Here is a 17,942-nt window from a genome sequence, read left to right as displayed (position 1 = left end):
TTTCTTAAAATTTAAAATTATAAGTTAATGTAGGGATAGGAATGCTAAAAATAGATGTTTTATATGCTTTTACATCGCCGTTCTCAGTTACAAAATAAATTGAGTAAGGATTGTTTCTTCCTAGTAAGTTGTAAACAGAAAAGTTCCAAAAGCTATGTGCTAATTTTTTTCGTTTATGATTACCTTCAATATTAACTCCTACATCCAGTCTGTAATAATCCGGAATCCTGAAAGCATTTCGGTCACTATATAGGACATATTCAGAATTTGAAAAAACATATTTTCCAACAGGATAAGTTATCGGTCTTCCCGTTTGATAATTAAAATTCATTGAAAAACTATAGCGTTGTGTGAATTTATAATTTAAGACCAAACTTAAATCATGAGGTTTATCAAAATTTGCAGGATAATATTCACCATTATTTATTTGGTCTTTAGGAAACTGACTCTGTATTTTAACAAAAGTTCTAGAATAGGTATACCCTAAGAAACCGTTCAATTTACCAACTTGTTTTTTAACTAAAAACTCTATTCCATAAGCTTTACCCTTACCGCTCAATAGCTCTGTTTCTATAGCGTTATTTAAAAAGAGATCTGCGCCAGTTTTATAATCTAAAATATTGTGTATTTTTTTATAGTAACTTTCTAAACTTAGTTCTAAGTTAGATTGGGATAGGTTACTATAGATACCAATAGAGAATTGATCAGCATTTTGAGGTTTTATATTATTATCTGATGTTTTCCATGTGTCTAAAGGCGATTGAGTAGTGTTACTAGACATCAAATGAATGTATTGATTTGTTCTGTCATAGCTGCCTTTTACAGCAATATTTTCAGTGATTTTATATCGTAAAGAAAGACGAGGTTCAAAACCGTAATAAGACTTGATAATGCCATTGTTTGCATATTGTTTAGATTCTAATAAGGAACCTTCATCTCTTGGATAATTACTGTCGTAAAAGTTAACAGTTCTTTCTCCTAAAGCTAAATAATTACTTATTCTTAATCCCGAATTAATAGTTAAGTCTTCATTTAAATTATAGATAGTAGAGAAATAAATACCGGATTCAAGTCCTTTCTCTTTTTGAATATTTATAGTTTGTAAAATGCTGTTTTCGTCTTTAGGAGATAGCTCCCCGGGATTTAAATTATACAATTTAGAACTTAATCCATATGATATTTTTATTTTTTCACTTACATTTTTATTTAGTTTTGCCCCCAATTCATTTTGTCTGATGCTAAACAGATAATCAAAAGAGTTGTCATAAAGGCCGTTGTATTCTAAATTAAAACGATAGTTACTATAAGAATAAAAAACATTCAAATTGGTTTTGTCATTTATTTCGTTAGACCATTTTACAGCAACGAAAGAGTTCTTATGATTATACAAAGAGTCTCTTGAAATGTTAAAATTATCATTGCTTAGATAAGAAGAAACATCAACTCTGTTTTTTGAATTTATTTTATGAGAATACTTTAGATAAAGGTCATAGAAAGAAGCCTTGCTGTTTTTTAGATCTTCATTGTCAAGAGATTTTAATATCCAATCAGAATAAGAAGATCGAGCAGCAATCATCAAGTCTGATTTTTCTTTTATAATGGGAGTTTTCACCATTAGATTTCCTGTAACAGGACCTATACTTCCTTCTCCGTTAATTTTAGATTCAATTTTGTTTTTTGTAGAGATGTCAAAAACAGAGGAAAGACGCCCTCCATATTCCGCAGGAATTCCGCTTTTATAAACATTAACATTGCTAACAATATAAGGGTTAACAGAAGAGAATAAACCAAATAGGTGAGTTGGGTTATAAATCGTTGCGTTATCTAATAAAAAAAGATTTTGATCAGTGCGGCCACCTCTAACATTAATACCGGAGCTCCCTTCTCCGGCTGTTTTGAAGCCAGGCATAGTTGTAGTGACTTTAATAATGTCACGCTCTCCTAAAACCATCGGAATGTTTTTTATTTCTTCGGCAGTATAGCTTACCTTTCCGGTAGTTGAAGAATTTAAATTGTTGTTTAAATTTTTAGTAAGGATTATTTCGTTGAGGAAATTAATTTTTTCATGTAAAAAGAAAGTGTGTTCGGCGTCGCTATAAATAGTTACTTCTAAAGTAGTTGTTTCATAATTAAGGGATTTAACTTCAATAATGTTTTTTCCCTTAGTCAATTCTATGCTGAAATTACCTTCAAAATCAGAGTATGCTATTTTATCACCGCATTTCAGAACTAAATTGTCGATAGGAGAATTGGTAACTGTATTTACTAATTTCCCCTTTAGTTTAACTTTTTGCTTCTGTGTTTTGAAATTTTCTTTTCCTAAAGTAATTTTTTGAATGGAGTTATTAGCTTGAGGTGTTTCTTTTTGAATAGAGCTTATCGTTGCAATTTCATTTACTATAATAGAGTCTTTTTTTACTTCTAGAATTTCAAAATTATTGAAAATAGCAATGTTTTTAGTTAAAAAGATACTTTTGTCTTTGATGAAAAAATTAAGATTGGTTTCAGAAAATATATCACCAAGAATTTCATCAATTGTAGCATTTTCATAGTTCTTATTTACAACGATATTATTTGGGTTGTTAAACCAAGATTCTTCATAAAAGAAATTATAATGTTCTTGTCCTTCAATTTTATTGATGCATTCTTGTAATGTTGAATTATCAAAAGATATAGAAAAAGTATTGGATTGACAATAAGCTCCAAGGGAGAGCAGAAAAAACAGAAAGGAGATTATTATTTTAGTTTTCATAAAGTGATTGGAATAATTTTTTGTAAAAATCAGTTTTGTCGTTTTTTAATAACAAGTCGTTATTCTTGTAAAAATGAGATATTTCTTCTTTTTTCTTTGGGAATAACTTTGTTACTGATTTTTTATTCTTAATAAGAAAAAGTCCCTCGTTGTTTTCGAAATAAAAATAAGATTTGTTCTGAAAATACCAACTAATTCCTTTTGAATTAACCCTTTCTAATTTTCCTTTGAAATGTTTTATGAGAAGTTTACTGTTATTTTTAAAATTAAATTTTAATTCCATATAGCCCAAAGAATCATTCTTTATAAAGTGGTAATCTTCTAAAAAAAACTCCTTTATCTTAGTTCTCTCAAGAACAATTCCTCCATTTGTGGCAGTATTTGAATGATAATATACTAATTGGTCATTATAGACGTCATATTTTAGATTTAAATCCGAATATAATTGATTGTTGTAAATAAATGCTCCGAGTTTTATTTCGGATAGAAAATAAATGTCTGTTGGAGAATCTGAAGAAGGCTTCAAGACATCTAGATGGAATATTCCACTATGGAAAGGTAGGTTTTCGATACCGATAGAACTGTCTAATTCGGTTAAATATTTGGCTTCTTGACAGAAAGCAAGAACACAGTAATTTAAGGTAAGTAACAGTAGAGTTATTTTTTTCATCAAGAAAATTATTTAAGAATTTCAAACATACGAAAAATAATAAAAAAAAACTCTCCATTAAGAAGGAGAGTTTTCTGGTATTTGAATTAATTAAATAAATTAACCTTGTGGATTTTCTTTTTTCTCTATTGGTTTTTTATCCTCTCTAGGCGGTCTTGGTAATAATTGTTTTCTAGAAACTTTTTCTTTTCTAGTTTTAGGATCAATACCTAAATATTTTACCATAAACACGTCGCCCATGTTAACCACATCGCTCGGTTTTTCAGTTCTTTCCCAAGCTAATTCGGAAACGTGTAATAAAACTTCTTGACCAGGAGCTCTAGTGTATTCTACTACAGCACCGAAGTCTAACATTTTTATAACTTTTACTTCGTAGGCTTCACCAACTTCAGGTTTGAAAATCATAGCTTCAATTTTTGCTAAAACAGCATCGATACCTGCTTGATTTGTTCCTAAAATTTCTACAATACCTCTGTCTCCATCTTCGTTAAGAACGATAGTCGTTTCCGTATTTTTCTGTAATTCTTGAATATTTTTTCCTCCAGGACCAATGAATGCACCGATCATACTTGCAGGAATAGAACTCATTACAATTTTTGGAGCCTTAGGTTTAACGTTAGCATTTGGCTTAGCAATAGTATCTGTTAAAATTCCTAAGATATGTAAACGTCCATCACGAGCTTGAGCTAAAGCTTGCTCCATAATGTCGTAACGCAATCCTTCGATTTTAATGTCCATTTGACATGCAGTAATACCATCGGCAGTACCTGTAACTTTAAAATCCATATCTCCTAAGTGATCTTCGTCCCCTAAGATATCTGATAATACGGCAAATTTATCGCCATCTGTAATCAATCCCATAGCAATACCAGAAACCGGTTTTACCATTTGAATTCCAGCATCCATTAAAGCTAATGTTCCCGAACAAACAGTAGCCATTGAAGACGAACCGTTAGATTCTAATACTTCAGAAACCACACGAATGGTGTAAGGACAATCTGCAGGAACCATATTTTTAAGAGCGCGTTGTGCCAAGTTTCCGTGACCAACTTCTCTTCTTGAAGTTCCTCTTAATGGTTTTGCTTCTCCGGTTGAGAATGGAGGGAAGTTATAATGTAAATAGAATTTTTCTTCTCCTTGTTCTGATGGTAAATCAATTACGTTAGCTTCTCTTGATGTACCTAATGTTACCGTAGCTAGAGCTTGAGTTTCACCACGTGTAAAAATTGCTGAACCGTGAGCAGAAGGTAAATAGTCAACTTCACACCAAATTGGGCGAATTTCAGTTGTTTTTCTACCATCTAAACGAATTCCTTTTTCAAGAATTACGTTACGAACAGCTTCTTTTTGTACTTTGTAGTTGTATTTAGAAACCAATTCTGATAAATTTTCATTTTCAGCATACTCTTCTTCTGTATACAACGCTTTTACTTCTTCTTTTACTTCTGCGAATTTTTCGCCACGTTCTTGTTTTGAAGAAGCTTCTTGAGCAATAGCATAATACTTGTCGTATGCTGCTGCTTTTACTTTTGCTTTAACAGCTTCATCTTCAATTTCGCCTTCATATTCTCTATAAGCTGGCGTACCTAAAGCAGCTCTTAATTTTTCTTGTGCTTCAATTTGTACTTTGATGGCATCATGAGCAAATTTAATAGCTTCAACCATTTCGGCTTCAGAGATTTCTTTCATTTCTCCTTCCACCATACAAACAGAATCTTTAGAAGCTCCGATCATCATGTCGATGTCAGATTGTTCTAATTCTTCGCGACTAGGATTGATGATTAATTTACCATCAACTCTACCTACACGAACTTCTGAAATAAGGTTGTAAAAGGGAATGTCAGAAACAGCTAAAGCGGCAGAAGCGGCTAAACCTGTTAAAGCATCAGGCATAACATTATCATCATGAGACATTAATTGAATCATGATTTGTGTTTCTGCATGATAATCATCCGGAAATAAAGGACGTAATACGCGGTCAACAAGACGCATAGTTAAAATTTCCTGATCACTTGGGCGCGCTTCTCTCTTGAAAAAACCACCTGGAAAACGTCCTGCGGCTGCAAATTTTTCTCTGTAATCTACGGTTAGCGGAAGAAAGTCAACTCCCGGATTGGCCGTACGGGCTGATACTGCAGTTGCTAGTAACATAGCGTCGCCCATACGAACCACGACAGAACCGTCTGCTTGTTTGGCTAGTTTACCTGTTTCGATAGTGATGGTTCTTCCATCACCCAAATCGATAATTTCTTGGGTTACTTTAGGAATCATAAAATTTTAATTCTTAATTAAACAAAGGGTAGTTGTGTTGTTGTGTGTTGTTGTTAGTTGTTTGAAACCCAATGAAAAACCAAACTTTTTTCTGTCTTTTATTGTAAACAAAAAGGGGCGTAAAGCCCCTTTAGTTGATTATTTTCTAATACCTAATTCTTTGATAATCTCACGATATCTGTTGATATCTTTTTTCTTTAAGTAATCTAAAAGACTTCTTCTTTTACCTACTAATTTCACTAATGAACGCTCAGTGTTGTAATCATGACGATTTTGTTTTAAGTGTTCAGTTAAGTGGTTGATTCTAAAAGTAAACAATGCAATTTGTCCTTCTGATGAACCGGTGTTTTCTGCTTTTCCTCCGTGTTTTGCGAAGATCTCAGCTTTAACTTCTTTAGTTAAATACATGCCAATATTATTTTTTAAATGATTTTTATGTACAATTGAGTGTTTCTCAATTCGGGTGCAAAGATAAGTTTATTTTTCTATAAAACAAATACTTACTGAAATAAAAGAGCAACTTGTTCATTTACAAACTCTAAAAATCTCTCGTCATCTTCTGTAAACGGATTAATAACATGGGAGTCAATATCTATTTGTCCGATATTTACGCCATCTACAAATAAAGGTACTACAATCTCTGATTTTACAGTCAAACTACAAGCAATGTAATTGTCTTGTGCTTTAACATCAGGAACAACAAAATTCTGATGAGATTCTGCTACCTGACCGCAAATTCCTTTTCCGAAAGGAATAACCGTGTGATCCGTTGGGTCACCTACATAAGGACCCAAATGAAGTGTTCGGGTTTCTTGCTGCGCAAAATAGAATCCTACCCAATTATAATAAGAGACAGAATCATGTAGCAATTGACAAACGGCTAACAATTTTTCTTCTCTGTTTTTGTCCTCTAAAATGATTTTTTTAATCTTCGGTTTTAAATCTTCAAAACTCATGGAAATATTTTTTACAAAAATATTTATTATAAAGTATTGAAAAATATATATTTTTGTTAAAAAAATGATGAAGGTGCTATTAGCTCAGTACAGGTCTTTTTTTCTTTTTTTGATTAAGTTTCTGTTGTTTTACTTTGTATGCACTTTTGTGTATAAAATGTATTTAAACCAGTACAATCCCGATTTGAATGAAGTGGATGGTATCTCAAAAACAGTTGCAGAGCAAGCAAAATATGTTTTTGATTTATTTGGACAGAAGGCTCAAATTTTGAAACATGAAAAAGAACCGTCAATAAAGATTTTTTATAAGGGAGTTTACATTTCTAGAATTATAGAAGGATGTAATGCGGTAAGTATTATAATTTTGTTTGCCGCTTTTGTATTTGCTTTTTCTAGTAGTTTTAAAAAAACATTGATTTTTATAATTTCAGGTGTAATATTTATTTATGCACTCAATATAGTCAGAATAGTACTCTTAATATTGGCGTTATACTATAATCCTGAATATGAAGGGCTTTTACATGGAACTGTTTTTCCGCTTTTCATTTATGGTGTAGTTTTCTTGCTCTGGGTATTTTGGGTAACTAAGGTTTCGGGATATGCCAAAAAAGATGTTTAAAGATAAAATAGGAATTTTAATGATACTGCTACTACTTTTATTATTGGTAGGAGTAAGAGCTTACGAAAACAAACTTTTCTATGATCCGTTTTTAGACTTCTTTAAAACAGAATTTCAACATCAGGATTTGCCTCAATTTGATGCTCTTCAATTATTTTTAGGATTATTGTTTCGTTACGTTATAAATATGATACTGTCATTAGGAGTGTTGTATTTTTTATTTAGAGAAAAACAAATTATGGTTGTCGCATTCTGGATGTATGTTTTCTTTTTTAGTGTATTGATTTTTTCTTTTTTCCTTCTTCTTTTCTATAATCCCGATTACATGATGTTGTTTTATGTTAGACGTTTTCTGATTCAACCTTTATTCTTGATTTTGTTCGTTCCTGCTTTTTATTATCAAAAGTTCGTCAAATAATTCGTAAATTAGTGTTTCTATTGAAATGCTATGAAAATTAGAAAACATTCCGGGGAAGAAGTTCAATTTGATCAGGAAAAACTCATTCGCTCCTTAACGTCATCCGGTGCTACCAGAGAAGTAGCTTTGCAAATTATCGATGAAATTACACCTAAACTTTATGAAGGTATAACTTCTCGAAAAATATTCAGATTAGCATTCCAATGTTTAAAAAACAGATCCAAATCTACAGCCGCACGTTATAATCTCAAAGCAGGAATTATGGCTTTGGGTCCGGCCGGATTTTATTTTGAAAAATTTATTGCTCGGATCTTTGAATTAGAAGGATATCAGACGCAAACCAATGTTTTTGTGGAAGGAAATTGTATTTCGCATGAACTGGATGTTATTGTTAAAAAAGACAATCATGTCGCTATGATAGAATGTAAATTTCATGGCAATCATGAGGTAAAAACAGATGTAAAAGTTCCTATGTATATTTTGTCGCGATTTAATGATATCAACAAAAAAGAATATAGTTTTTTTAATACTAAAGAAAGAGTAGATCAGTGTTGGTTAGTAACCAATAACCGTTTCACTACTGATGCAAAACAGTTCGGTTCCTGTTCTGGTTTACAGTTGTTGAGCTGGGATTATCCTCCTGAAAATAGTCTTCACGATAGAGTGAAAAAATACAATGTATACCCCATTACTTGTTTAACAACCTTAACGATGGCAGAAAAAGAAATTCTATTAATGCAAAATGTATTGACGGTTTACGATTTAATGCATTTTGAAAAAGCATTTTCGGTATTAAAACTAAGTCAAAGCCGAATGAGAAACGTAAAACAAGAATGTGTAGAACTTTTAAATCGATAACAAATGAAATTACATTTTTTAGGTGGAGCTGGTTCGGTAACGGGTTCTAAAACAGTTTTAGAAACAACTGAACTCAATATAATGATTGATTGCGGATTGTTTCAAGGATTGAAGAATCTTCGCGAATTAAACAGACAACCTCTGAGCTTTTTGCCTGAAACCATAGATTATGTGATTTTAACACACGGGCATTTGGATCATTGTGGTTGGTTGCCATTATTAGTGAAACAAGGCTTTTCGGGGAAAATTTATTGTACGTTGCCAACAAAAGAAATTACCAAACTCATTTTGTTAGATAGTGCTAAAATTCAGGAAGAAGAAGCCGAAAAAGCCAATAAAGAGTATTATTCCAAACACGATCCGGCAGAGCCTTTGTACACAGTCGCCGATGCCGAAAAAGTATTTCCGTTATTAAAAACAGTTGATCCGAATGAGGAAATTTTTCTTTCCGAAAATGTTCATTTCGAGTTTTTTTATGCTTCGCATATTTTAGGCGCTTGTTCCATTTCTTTGAAGGCAGACGGAAAAACATTTGTGTTTTCAGGCGACGTTGGTCAAGATGATGATGTTTTGCTGTTTCCGCCAATAAAACCTAAAAAAGCGGATTACGTATTTTTAGAAAGTACTTACGGCAATCGCTTGCATCCTAAAACAGATCCGATGTTTGATTTAGAATTGATTATAAACAATACGTTTCAGAAAGAAGGAAATGTGGTCATTCCAAGTTTTGCAGTGGAACGCGTTCAGGTGGTGATGTATTTACTTTGGCAATTGAAAAAACAAGATAGAATTCCTAATATTCCTTATATTATTGATACACCAATGGGAATTGATGTGCTGCATTTGTTTATAGAAAACAGAAAATGGCACAAGCTCAATTGGGACGAATGTACCGAAATGTGTAAAATGTTTACCATGATTTCAGATTATAAGGATACCATCGAAGCCATTTATGACAAACGACCTAAAGTCGTTATTGCTGCCAGCGGAATGATAACAGGCGGTAGAGTTTTATCTTATTTGGAACGCTACATCGACAAACCGGAGAATACTGTTGTTTTGGTAGGTTACCAAGCAGAAGGAACTCGCGGGCGAAAATTATTGGAAGGAGCCAAAGAAATAAAAATGTATGGAAAATATTATCCTGTTGAAGCCAATATTTTTTCCATTGAAGGATTATCGGCTCATGGTGATCAAGCAGATTTGTTAGGTTGGCTATCTGATTTAGAAACTAAACCGGAAACCTTGTTTTTGGTTCACGGAGAAAATGAAGCAGCCGATGAATTGCGATTAAAAATAGAAGAGCAATATCAAATTCATACGATAATTCCGAGTATGGGACAAATAATTGAAATTTAATTTTTTAACTAAATAAAAGAAAAAGTTATACCTTTGTACTATGCAATTCAAAAAAGTAACAAGCATATTTTTAATGGTTTTAATCCTATTTTCAAATTTAGGACTGGCTGTCAATGTGCATTATTGCCACGATAGAATTGCATCAATTTCTTTAGCATATCAGGAAAAAGAAGCTTGTGTAAAGGATAAACAAGAAAAAAAATGTTGTGCTGCTAAAAAGCAAGAAAAGAAATGTTGTTCTAATTCTGTGGTAAAAGCAGAGAAAAAGTCCGACAACATTTTAGTACAATCGCTTCATTTAGATTTACCTGCTTTTATTCTTCCTGCTGTACAAATTCCTGTTTTCTTTGAACCTAAAGAAATGATAACTCAACAGGAATGGCTTTATTTTTATTGCGATTCCAATGCGCCGCCACTTTACAAATTATATTGCCAATATCTTCTCTACGCGTAGTTTAATGTTTTTATAGATTTTTTTAATTCTTAAATAACATTAAAATACAAATTTATGTGCAAAAATATTACGTTTTTGCTACTGCTCTTTTCGTCATTTGTTTGGTCACAAAACGAAATTAAAGGAAAAGTAGTAGACGAAAACAATCAACCTCTTTTAGGAGCCAATGTGTTTTGGTTCAATACAACAGTAGGAGCAACTACTGATATCGATGGAAATTTTACCATCAAAACAATAGATGAAACAAAAGATTTAGTCGTGAGTTATATTGGGTTTCAAACCAAAAAAATAACTGTAACCACTGATTTTGTGACTGTTGTTTTAAAGGAAACAACTAATTTAAATGAGGTAACGGTTACTAAAACGCAAAAAGCAACAGAACATTCGTATCTTAAGGCAGTCAATGTGCAAAACATGGGACAAAAGGAACTACTGAAGGCGGCTTGTTGTAATTTGTCGGAAAGTTTTAGTACCAATCCTTCTATTGACGTGAATTTCTCGGATGCAGTTACCGGAAATAAACAAATTAAAATGTTAGGATTAACCAGTCCGTATATTTTAATTGCGGAAGAAAATATTCCTTCAGTTCGTGGCGCTTCGCAAGCCTATGGTTTGTCGTTTGTTCCGGGAACTTGGGTAGAAAGTATTCAGATTACCAAAGGAGCCGGAAGTGTAATTAATGGTTACGAAAGTATTTCAGGACAAATCAATTATGAGTTGTTAAAACCGGCAACCGATATTCCGTTCTTTTTAAATGTGTATGGTGCTACCGGCGGACGATTTGAATTGAACACGCATTTCAATCAAAAATATTCAGATAAATTGAGTTCAAGTTTATTTGTGCATGGCAATACCCGTCAAATTAAAAATGATATGAACAATGACGGGTTTTTGGATAATCCTATCGGGAAACAAATCAATATTTTAAACCGTTGGCAATACAATGACGCAGAAAACGGTTGGATAAGTTTCTTGAATGTTCGTTACATGAAAGACGAAAAACAAGCGGGTCAGGTTTCTTTTGATCCTAATACCGACCGATTGACCACAAATGCTTGGGGAAGTGAAGTGAATACCGAGAAAATCGAACTTTCAAATAAAGTAGGTTATGTTTTCAAAGACATGCCGTATCAAAGTTTTGGGTTCCAAAATTCATTTCAATCGCACAAACAAGATTCCTATTTTGGTTTAAACCAATATAATGTTCACCAACAAAGTTATTATTCTAATTTACTGTTTAATTCCATTATTAGTAACACCAAAAATAAGTTTACAACCGGAGTTAATTTTACGTACGATGCATATAAAGAAGATGTAGCGGTGAATTTTACGAAAGATTTTTCTAGAATTGACAATTCGGTAGGAGCATTTTTTGAATACACGTTTGACAACTTAGATAATTTCAGTGCTGTAGCCGGAATTCGAGTAGATAACCACAACCGATTGGGAACATTTGTGACACCTCGTTTGCATTTGCGTTACAATCCTTGGAAAGATGGAGTGCTAAGAGCCTCAGCAGGACGAGGAAAAAGAGCCGCGAATATTTTTGCGGAAAACCAACAACTTTTTGCGTCTTCCAGAAACTTTAGTATTTTGAACACCAATGGAAATTTATACGGCTTAGATCCGGAAATTGCTTGGAATTACGGCTTGAGTTTCATTCAAACGTTTAAGCTTTTTGGTGCAACATCAGAAATAGCCTTAGATTTTTATAAAACTGATTTTGAAAACCAAATTGTAGTAGATTTAGATGCTAGTCCGCAGCAAGTAGTTTTTCATAACTTAGACGGAAAAAGCTTTGCCAATTCGTTTCAAGCAGAGTGGAGTATAACGCCAATAATGCATTTGGATATTAAAACAGCGTATAAATATTATGATGTACAAAGTCAGTATTTAACCGGACAATTGCAACGTCCGCTACAAGCCAAACATCGTTTTTTTGCCAATGTGAGCTACGAAACACACATCAAAGAAAAAGGAAAACAATGGAAATTTGATGTGACATATAATTGGTTAGGAAAACAAAGATTACCTAATACACAATCCAATCCGGAAGTGTATCGATTAAATGAAAATGCTCCTGCCTTTGCTGTAGTTAATGCACAAGTAACCCGAACTTTCTCTAGTACTTTTGAAGTGTATGTTGGAGGTGAAAATATGGGAAATTATAGACAAAATAATGCAATTGTTGCTGCAAATGATCCGTTTGGTACTTATTTTGATAGTAGTATGATATACGGACCTGTTTTCGGGCAAATGTATTATGCAGGATTGCGATTTAAAATAAAATAATTTAAAAATATAGAATCATGAAAAAAGTAATGCTAGTATTTATTTTGAGTTTTTTTACTTCAATTGGAGTAACGGCTCAAGAGAAGAAAAATAAAAACAAACAAGTTGATTTTGAAGTCAACGGAAACTGCGAAATGTGTAAAAAGCGTATTGAAAAAGCAGCTTTCTCAATAAAAGGAGTTAAAAGTGCTGATTGGCATATTGACCATCATGATATTCATTTGATTATCGATGAAAATAAATGTTCGGTTGATGATGTGAAAAAAGCTATTGCTAAAGCGGGTCACGACACCAAAGAAGTTAAAGCAACAAATGAAGATTACGAAAAGTTGCATACATGTTGCCAGTACGAAAGATTGTAAAAAAGCAAAAATCCGATTAGAAATTTCTAATCGGATTTTTTATTTAGATTTTTAAAGGAATTATTTCATGATAAAAATTGCCAAAGTTGTCTAATCCTTGTATATCAAGATAGAATTCATCTAAACCAAAATGAGGAAATGAAAATTCGAAATTTCCATTTTCATCTGTAAAAATGTTATCTTTCCAATCAATTACACCATATTTCTTGAAAGCGTCATTGTCATAATCTTGGTATTCAATGTTTTTGAAAGAAACTGCTTTTTGAAAGCCTTTTTTTACTTGTACTTTATCTGATTTGACAGTTGGATCAGAACTTTTTTCATAGCCGATTTTAGTGTAGATACGTATACTTCCATTAGCACCGTTCATTCCTTCTCCAAAGCCTGTTGTATTAATATAGACTTCATCTACCTGTCTCATTGACATTCCTAAAAGTAAACTGAAATCTGTTAGGGGAATATTGTCTAAATAAACAATAGGAGACCTAGAACCGGATATCGATTTAGAGACTCTAGCTAAAATAACAATATTAACTCCGGATTTGTCTACAATAAATCCATTAAATGCAATGAAAGATAAAATATCGCTATAAGTCAGAGCATCATCTTCACTGATTTTGAATCCTTTGGCATGATTATTTTGAAATCTTGTATTTCTGTGTAAAAGTTTTTCTTTTTTTTCGGATACTAAATTGATACTATCAAGTTTAATTATTTTCGAATTCTTAGGGAATAAATCCAGGTATTCATTTGATTTATTTTCATAAATAAAATCAGAACAAGCACTGTTTTCTATAGTAATTGGTTTTAAGAATTTGCTATTATTATTCTTAAGAAAAGTTGAGACATTTAGTTTCTTTAAATTGTTTTCATCTTTTAAAAGGGATAAATGACAGTAAGTGGAGTCTTCTAGTAATAGATTTTTGAAATGAAATGAATTGTCATTTTCTATATGAGTCGTTAAATTGATGCCACTGGAAGAGTAAAGTTTTAATTTTAGCTTATTTTTATTGGGTAAAGTTTGATTGATTTTACCTGATAAATTAACACCAAATTCATAATCATATTTTTGAATAATAGTGTCGTTTAAAATTGTGTTCCAAAGATGTTTAGATTTACAACCCATTAAATAAATGTCTAGTTCATATTGCTTTTTTCTGTCAAAGTTTTTGAAATAGTAAGTACTGTTTTTTAATTTCTTTTTGGTCGTGTTTTCAAACTCAAGTAAGCTGATGATTGAGTTTTGACTTATGTTTGCATCAGGTAAAATACTAATGCTCATAACGCCTACTTTATTTTTCAACAATCCTTTTATCTGAATACTATCTTTGTGTTTATGTGCAGTCTGAATTGCGAGTTTACTAAGGTCTTTTTTAATGAAAATCAGCCTCTCAGAAACACTATTGTTTTTTGAATCGATCAGTCTTAAAGTATTTAATCCGGAAAAGAAGTCTTTTTGTTCTATAAAGAAATCTTTTTTTGTTGAGTCATCAAAATTGAAATGTATAAATTTTAAAGAATCGTTTTTCTCTATAATGAGTTTGAATTTTTCATCTTTTACTTTAGTAAAAGTATTGTTGTTAGTTTTTATAGATATCATAACATTATCTTTTTTAACAAAAGTTAAAGCCGATAAATTAATGCCTTCAATTGTTGTAGGGGGTAGATTGTGAGCAAAGAGCTTACCATCAATTGTTGTGTTGATTGAGTATTGAGAATTCTTTGTATTTAGTAAATCAAATTTACCATAGCCTTCTTCATTTGTTTGAAATGTCGTTACGACCGTGTTATTGTTAGTATCAATTACATTTACAGAAGTTTTTATGCCTTTGTTTTTACAATCCGTTATTTTTACAGAAACAGAATTGTCAGATTCAAATAATAATTTTCCACCTTCAAAATGTACTTCAAAATTTAGCCTTTCAACTTTAGAATTTGATTCAATAGGAGAATCAGTTATGTTTATTATTTCAAGTTCTTCTAAAGTAGATTCATCTTCAGTAAAATTATTCATGTAATTTGTATAGATGTGCAGAAAGTATTTTCCGGATGTAAAATTCTTGGTTAAATTAATTTTTCCTGAAATTATACCATTTGAAGCGTAAAAAAGATAGTTCTGGATTTCATTTTTATTAGAATCGTATAGAGTTATATATACGTTTGTGGTTAAAGGATTTAGTTTATTTGTTTTTTTGTCCAAAATATATCCTTTAAACCATATAGTTTCATTTGAAAAATATGTGTTTTTATTAAAATGTAAATAAATGTTTTCTCGATCCAGTTTGAAATGATCTTTAATTTTTTGATCAATTTCATTGACATTTTGTGCGTTAAAAGAGAAATGATTTAAAAGAAATAACAGAAATAAAGTAATCCGAAACATATTTTTTACATTTTTTCAAAAGTAAAAAAAACCGTCTGAATATTCAGACGGTTTTCATGATTATTTTTTTAAAAAAAGATCTTAATCTTACATCATTCCTGGCATTCCGCCACCCATAGGCATAGCCGGAGCCTCTTCTTTAATGTCAATTAAAGCACATTCAGTAGTCAAGATCATTCCGGCAACCGAAGCAGCATTTTCAAGAGCTACACGAGTTACTTTTTTAGGGTCAATAATACCTGCTTTCAACATTTCGACATATTCTCCGGTTTTAGCATTGAAACCAAAATCAGCTTTGCCTTCTAAAACTTTAGAAATCACTACAGAACCTTCTCCGCCAGCATTTTCAACTATAGTTCTCAAAGGAGACTCAACTGCTTTGTTTACAATTTGAATCCCGGTTGCTTCATCAGGATTTACAGCGTTTAATTTAGCTAAAACAGATTTAGCACGAACTAATGCAACACCACCACCGGCAACAATACCTTCTTCAACAGCAGCTCTTGTAGCGTGTAAAGCATCATCAACACGGTCTTTTTTCTCTTTCATTTCTACTTCTGATGCCGCACCAACATATAATACAGCAACACCACCAGCTAATTTAGCCAAACGCTCTTGTAATTTTTCCTTGTCATAGTCAGATGTTGTGGTTTCAATCTGTGCTTTGATTTGGTTTACGCGAGCTTTAATGTTTTCTGCATCACCATTTCCGTTTACAATAGTTGTGTTGTCCTTGTCGATAGTAACTGTTTCAGCTGTACCTAACATGGCTAAAGTAGCATTTTCTAAAGTGAAACCGCTTTCTTCCGCAATTACAGTTCCGCCGGTTAAAATAGCGATGTCTTCTAACATAGCTTTTCTTCTGTCGCCAAATCCCGGAGCTTTAACAGCAGCGATTTTTAAACCGCCACGTAATTTGTTTACTACCAAAGTAGCTAAAGCTTGTCCGTCAACATCTTCAGCGATGATTAATAACGGACGTCCTGATTGTGCTACAGGCTCTAAGACAGGAAGTAATTCTTGTAAATTAGAGATTTTTTTATCGTATAATAAAATGTATGGATTGTCTAATTCAGCAACCATCTTATCCGCATTGGTTACAAAGTAAGGTGATAAATATCCTCTATCAAATTGCATTCCTTCAACAACATCTACATAAGTATCAGTTCCTTTAGCTTCTTCAACAGTGATAACTCCTTCTTTTCCGACTTTCGTGAAAGCAGTAGCGATTAATTCGCCAATAGTATCGTCATTGTTTGCAGAAATAGAAGCTACTTGTTTGATTTTTTCAGAAGAATCACCTACTTCTTGCGCTTGTTCTCCTAAATTAGCGATTAAAGCCTCAACTGCTTTGTCGATTCCTCTTTTTAAATCCATTGGGTTAGCACCCGCAGCAACGTTTTTCAAACCTTCTTTAACGATAGCTTGAGCTAAAACAGTTGCAGTAGTTGTACCGTCACCGGCTAAATCATTGGTTTTAGAAGCTACTTCTTTAACCATTTGAGCACCCATATTTTCTAATGGATCTTGTAATTCGATTTCTTTTGCTACAGAAACACCATCTTTAGTTACTGTTGGACCTCCAAATGATTTAGAAATAATTACGTTTCTTCCTTTTGGACCTAAAGTTACTTTAACAGCATTTGCTAAAGCATCCACACCGCGTTTTAATCCGTCGCGAGCTTCAATGTCGAATTTAATATCTTTTGCCATACTAATTTTGTTTAATTTGTTTGATGTTTAAAAGTGTAAAGTTGTTTTTTTTTACTTTTAAAGAATTGCATAAATTTCTTCTTCACGCATAATAAGGTAATCTTTACCTTCGTATTTGAACTCAGTTCCTGAATATTTGCCATAAAGGACAGTGTCACCTACTTTAACGGTCATGGTATGATCTTTTTTTCCATTTCCTACTGCTACTACAGTTCCTTTTTGTGGCTTTTCTTTTGCAGTGTCAGGAATGATGATTCCTGAAGCAGTCGTAGTTTCTGCAGCCATTGGCTCAATTACTACACGATCTGAAATAGGTTTAATGTTTAATGACATAATTATTTAGTTTTTTAATGTTAATTTTTATGGTCTAAATCTTTTCAGAAATTATGCCAAATGCTTTTTATGACATTTTTGCTGAAAATAAAAATGCCAGCACTGACATGCTGGCATTTTTTTGGGTATATATTTTTAAAGCAATTATTGAGCAGCTTCTTCTGTAGCAGCCGGAGCTTCTTCAACAGCTTGTTGTTGTGCTTCCGGAGTTGCAGGAATTTCAGTTTGAATTGCCGGTGAAGAATCATCATTTCCTAAAACTTTAGAACCTGTAGCACCTGTATTAAATGCTAAAGAAGATAATAAAATCAATGCAATTAAGATTCCTCCTAAAGTCCAAGTACTTTTGTCTAAAAAGTCAGTTGTTTTTTGAACACCACCTAGTTGTTGTGAACTACCAAATGTTGAAGATAATCCTCCGCCTTTTGGGTTTTGAACCATGATGGCTAAAATTAATAAAAAACAAACAATTGTGATTGCAATTAAAAATCCTGTAAACATA

General features: G+C 32.4%; 16 protein-coding genes. 7 read left to right on the top strand and 9 right to left on the bottom strand.

The features are described from left to right. Positions 1–4: 4 nt before the first annotated feature. The 5 genes from ACUSJC_RS10975 to ACUSJC_RS10955 all read right to left on the bottom strand — a co-directional run bounded on the left by ACUSJC_RS10975 (position 5) and on the right by ACUSJC_RS10955 (position 6,649). On the bottom strand, positions 5–2,752 hold the full coding sequence (locus ACUSJC_RS10975) for a TonB-dependent receptor (RefSeq protein ID WP_449269609.1): 2,748 nt from the start codon (positions 2,750–2,752) through the stop codon (positions 5–7). After that, the gene (locus ACUSJC_RS10970) at positions 2,742–3,422 is read right to left on the bottom strand and encodes a hypothetical protein (RefSeq protein ID WP_449269608.1); all 681 of its coding nucleotides are present in this window, start codon (positions 3,420–3,422) and stop codon (positions 2,742–2,744) included. The genes ACUSJC_RS10975 and ACUSJC_RS10970 overlap by 11 nt, the downstream gene beginning before the upstream one ends. A 99-nt stretch (positions 3,423–3,521) precedes the next feature. After that, complete coding sequence (locus tag ACUSJC_RS10965) at positions 3,522–5,693, bottom strand: polyribonucleotide nucleotidyltransferase (RefSeq protein ID WP_449269607.1); 2,172 nt, start codon at positions 5,691–5,693, stop codon at positions 3,522–3,524. 138 nt (positions 5,694–5,831) lie between these two features. After that, on the bottom strand, positions 5,832–6,101 hold the full coding sequence (rpsO, locus tag ACUSJC_RS10960; protein WP_449269606.1) for a 30S ribosomal protein S15: 270 nt from the start codon (positions 6,099–6,101) through the stop codon (positions 5,832–5,834). Between the two features lie 92 nt (positions 6,102–6,193). Then, positions 6,194–6,649 carry a GAF domain-containing protein gene (locus tag ACUSJC_RS10955; protein WP_449269605.1) on the bottom strand — a complete coding sequence of 152 codons (456 nt, stop codon included), beginning with the start codon at positions 6,647–6,649 and terminating at the stop codon, positions 6,194–6,196. Positions 6,650–6,713: 64 nt separating this feature from the next. Between ACUSJC_RS10955 and xrtF the strand changes: the two genes are divergently transcribed. Genes xrtF through ACUSJC_RS10920 form a run of 7 tightly spaced genes read left to right on the top strand, consistent with a single transcriptional unit; the run spans position 6,714 to position 13,011 of the window. Then, positions 6,714–7,268 carry an exosortase family protein XrtF gene (gene xrtF, locus ACUSJC_RS10950; RefSeq protein ID WP_449269604.1) on the top strand — a complete coding sequence of 185 codons (555 nt, stop codon included), beginning with the start codon at positions 6,714–6,716 and terminating at the stop codon, positions 7,266–7,268. Then, positions 7,249–7,686 carry an exosortase F system-associated membrane protein gene (locus ACUSJC_RS10945; RefSeq protein WP_449269603.1) on the top strand — a complete coding sequence of 146 codons (438 nt, stop codon included), beginning with the start codon at positions 7,249–7,251 and terminating at the stop codon, positions 7,684–7,686. Before xrtF ends, ACUSJC_RS10945 begins: the two co-directional genes overlap by 20 nt. 30 nt (positions 7,687–7,716) lie before the next feature. Beyond that, positions 7,717–8,544: a restriction endonuclease gene (locus ACUSJC_RS10940; RefSeq protein WP_449269602.1), complete on the top strand. Its 828-nt coding sequence runs from the start codon at positions 7,717–7,719 to the stop codon at positions 8,542–8,544. Positions 8,545–8,547: 3 nt separating this feature from the next. Next, positions 8,548–9,903: an MBL fold metallo-hydrolase gene (locus ACUSJC_RS10935; protein ID WP_449269601.1), complete on the top strand. Its 1,356-nt coding sequence runs from the start codon at positions 8,548–8,550 to the stop codon at positions 9,901–9,903. Positions 9,904–9,943: 40 nt separating this feature from the next. Then, the gene (locus ACUSJC_RS10930; RefSeq protein WP_449269600.1) at positions 9,944–10,357 is read left to right on the top strand and encodes an HYC_CC_PP family protein; all 414 of its coding nucleotides are present in this window, start codon (positions 9,944–9,946) and stop codon (positions 10,355–10,357) included. A gap of 54 nt (positions 10,358–10,411) precedes the next feature. Further along, the gene (locus ACUSJC_RS10925) at positions 10,412–12,649 is read left to right on the top strand and encodes a TonB-dependent receptor (protein WP_449269599.1); all 2,238 of its coding nucleotides are present in this window, start codon (positions 10,412–10,414) and stop codon (positions 12,647–12,649) included. 17 nt (positions 12,650–12,666) lie between these two features. Beyond that, positions 12,667–13,011 (top strand): heavy-metal-associated domain-containing protein, encoded by a 345-nt coding sequence (locus ACUSJC_RS10920; RefSeq protein ID WP_449269598.1) that lies wholly within the window; start codon positions 12,667–12,669, stop codon positions 13,009–13,011. 43 nt (positions 13,012–13,054) lie between these two features. On the opposite strand, the gene ACUSJC_RS10915 is transcribed toward ACUSJC_RS10920, so the two are convergent. The 4 genes from ACUSJC_RS10915 to secG all read right to left on the bottom strand — a co-directional run bounded on the left by ACUSJC_RS10915 (position 13,055) and on the right by secG (position 17,941). Then, a complete protein-coding gene (locus tag ACUSJC_RS10915) occupies positions 13,055–15,394 on the bottom strand; it encodes a hypothetical protein (protein ID WP_449269597.1) in 2,340 nt (779 codons plus the stop codon). Positions 15,395–15,481: 87 nt separating this feature from the next. Further along, complete coding sequence (groL, locus tag ACUSJC_RS10910) at positions 15,482–17,107, bottom strand: chaperonin GroEL (RefSeq protein WP_449269596.1); 1,626 nt, start codon at positions 17,105–17,107, stop codon at positions 15,482–15,484. Positions 17,108–17,164: 57 nt separating this feature from the next. Beyond that, on the bottom strand, positions 17,165–17,440 hold the full coding sequence (locus tag ACUSJC_RS10905; protein ID WP_449269595.1) for a co-chaperone GroES: 276 nt from the start codon (positions 17,438–17,440) through the stop codon (positions 17,165–17,167). Positions 17,441–17,584: 144 nt separating this feature from the next. Further along, positions 17,585–17,941 carry a preprotein translocase subunit SecG gene (gene secG / locus ACUSJC_RS10900; RefSeq protein WP_449269594.1) on the bottom strand — a complete coding sequence of 119 codons (357 nt, stop codon included), beginning with the start codon at positions 17,939–17,941 and terminating at the stop codon, positions 17,585–17,587. Position 17,942 lies beyond the last annotated feature (1 nt).

The organism is Flavobacterium sp. U410 (assembly GCF_053570605.1).
Note: the sequence above shows the minus strand (reverse complement) of the source record. Positions and strands in the feature narration are given on the sequence as shown.

Coding starts and splice junctions, on each gene's coding strand:
- secG (WP_449269594.1), bottom strand. CDS start 17,941: ATGTTTACAGGATTTTTAATTGCAATCACAATTGTTTGTTTTTTATTA.
- ACUSJC_RS10915 (WP_449269597.1), bottom strand. CDS start 15,394: ATGTTTCGGATTACTTTATTTCTGTTATTTCTTTTAAATCATTTCTCT.
- ACUSJC_RS10955 (WP_449269605.1), bottom strand. CDS start 6,649: ATGAGTTTTGAAGATTTAAAACCGAAGATTAAAAAAATCATTTTAGAG.
- rpsO (WP_449269606.1), bottom strand. CDS start 6,101: ATGTATTTAACTAAAGAAGTTAAAGCTGAGATCTTCGCAAAACACGGA.
- ACUSJC_RS10925 (WP_449269599.1), top strand. CDS start 10,412: ATGTGCAAAAATATTACGTTTTTGCTACTGCTCTTTTCGTCATTTGTT.
- ACUSJC_RS10930 (WP_449269600.1), top strand. CDS start 9,944: ATGCAATTCAAAAAAGTAACAAGCATATTTTTAATGGTTTTAATCCTA.
- ACUSJC_RS10905 (WP_449269595.1), bottom strand. CDS start 17,440: ATGTCATTAAACATTAAACCTATTTCAGATCGTGTAGTAATTGAGCCA.
- ACUSJC_RS10940 (WP_449269602.1), top strand. CDS start 7,717: ATGAAAATTAGAAAACATTCCGGGGAAGAAGTTCAATTTGATCAGGAA.
- groL (WP_449269596.1), bottom strand. CDS start 17,107: ATGGCAAAAGATATTAAATTCGACATTGAAGCTCGCGACGGATTAAAA.
- xrtF (WP_449269604.1), top strand. CDS start 6,714: ATGATGAAGGTGCTATTAGCTCAGTACAGGTCTTTTTTTCTTTTTTTG.
- ACUSJC_RS10935 (WP_449269601.1), top strand. CDS start 8,548: ATGAAATTACATTTTTTAGGTGGAGCTGGTTCGGTAACGGGTTCTAAA.
- ACUSJC_RS10975 (WP_449269609.1), bottom strand. CDS start 2,752: ATGAAAACTAAAATAATAATCTCCTTTCTGTTTTTTCTGCTCTCCCTT.
- ACUSJC_RS10965 (WP_449269607.1), bottom strand. CDS start 5,693: ATGATTCCTAAAGTAACCCAAGAAATTATCGATTTGGGTGATGGAAGA.
- ACUSJC_RS10945 (WP_449269603.1), top strand. CDS start 7,249: ATGCCAAAAAAGATGTTTAAAGATAAAATAGGAATTTTAATGATACTG.
- ACUSJC_RS10920 (WP_449269598.1), top strand. CDS start 12,667: ATGAAAAAAGTAATGCTAGTATTTATTTTGAGTTTTTTTACTTCAATT.
- ACUSJC_RS10970 (WP_449269608.1), bottom strand. CDS start 3,422: ATGAAAAAAATAACTCTACTGTTACTTACCTTAAATTACTGTGTTCTT.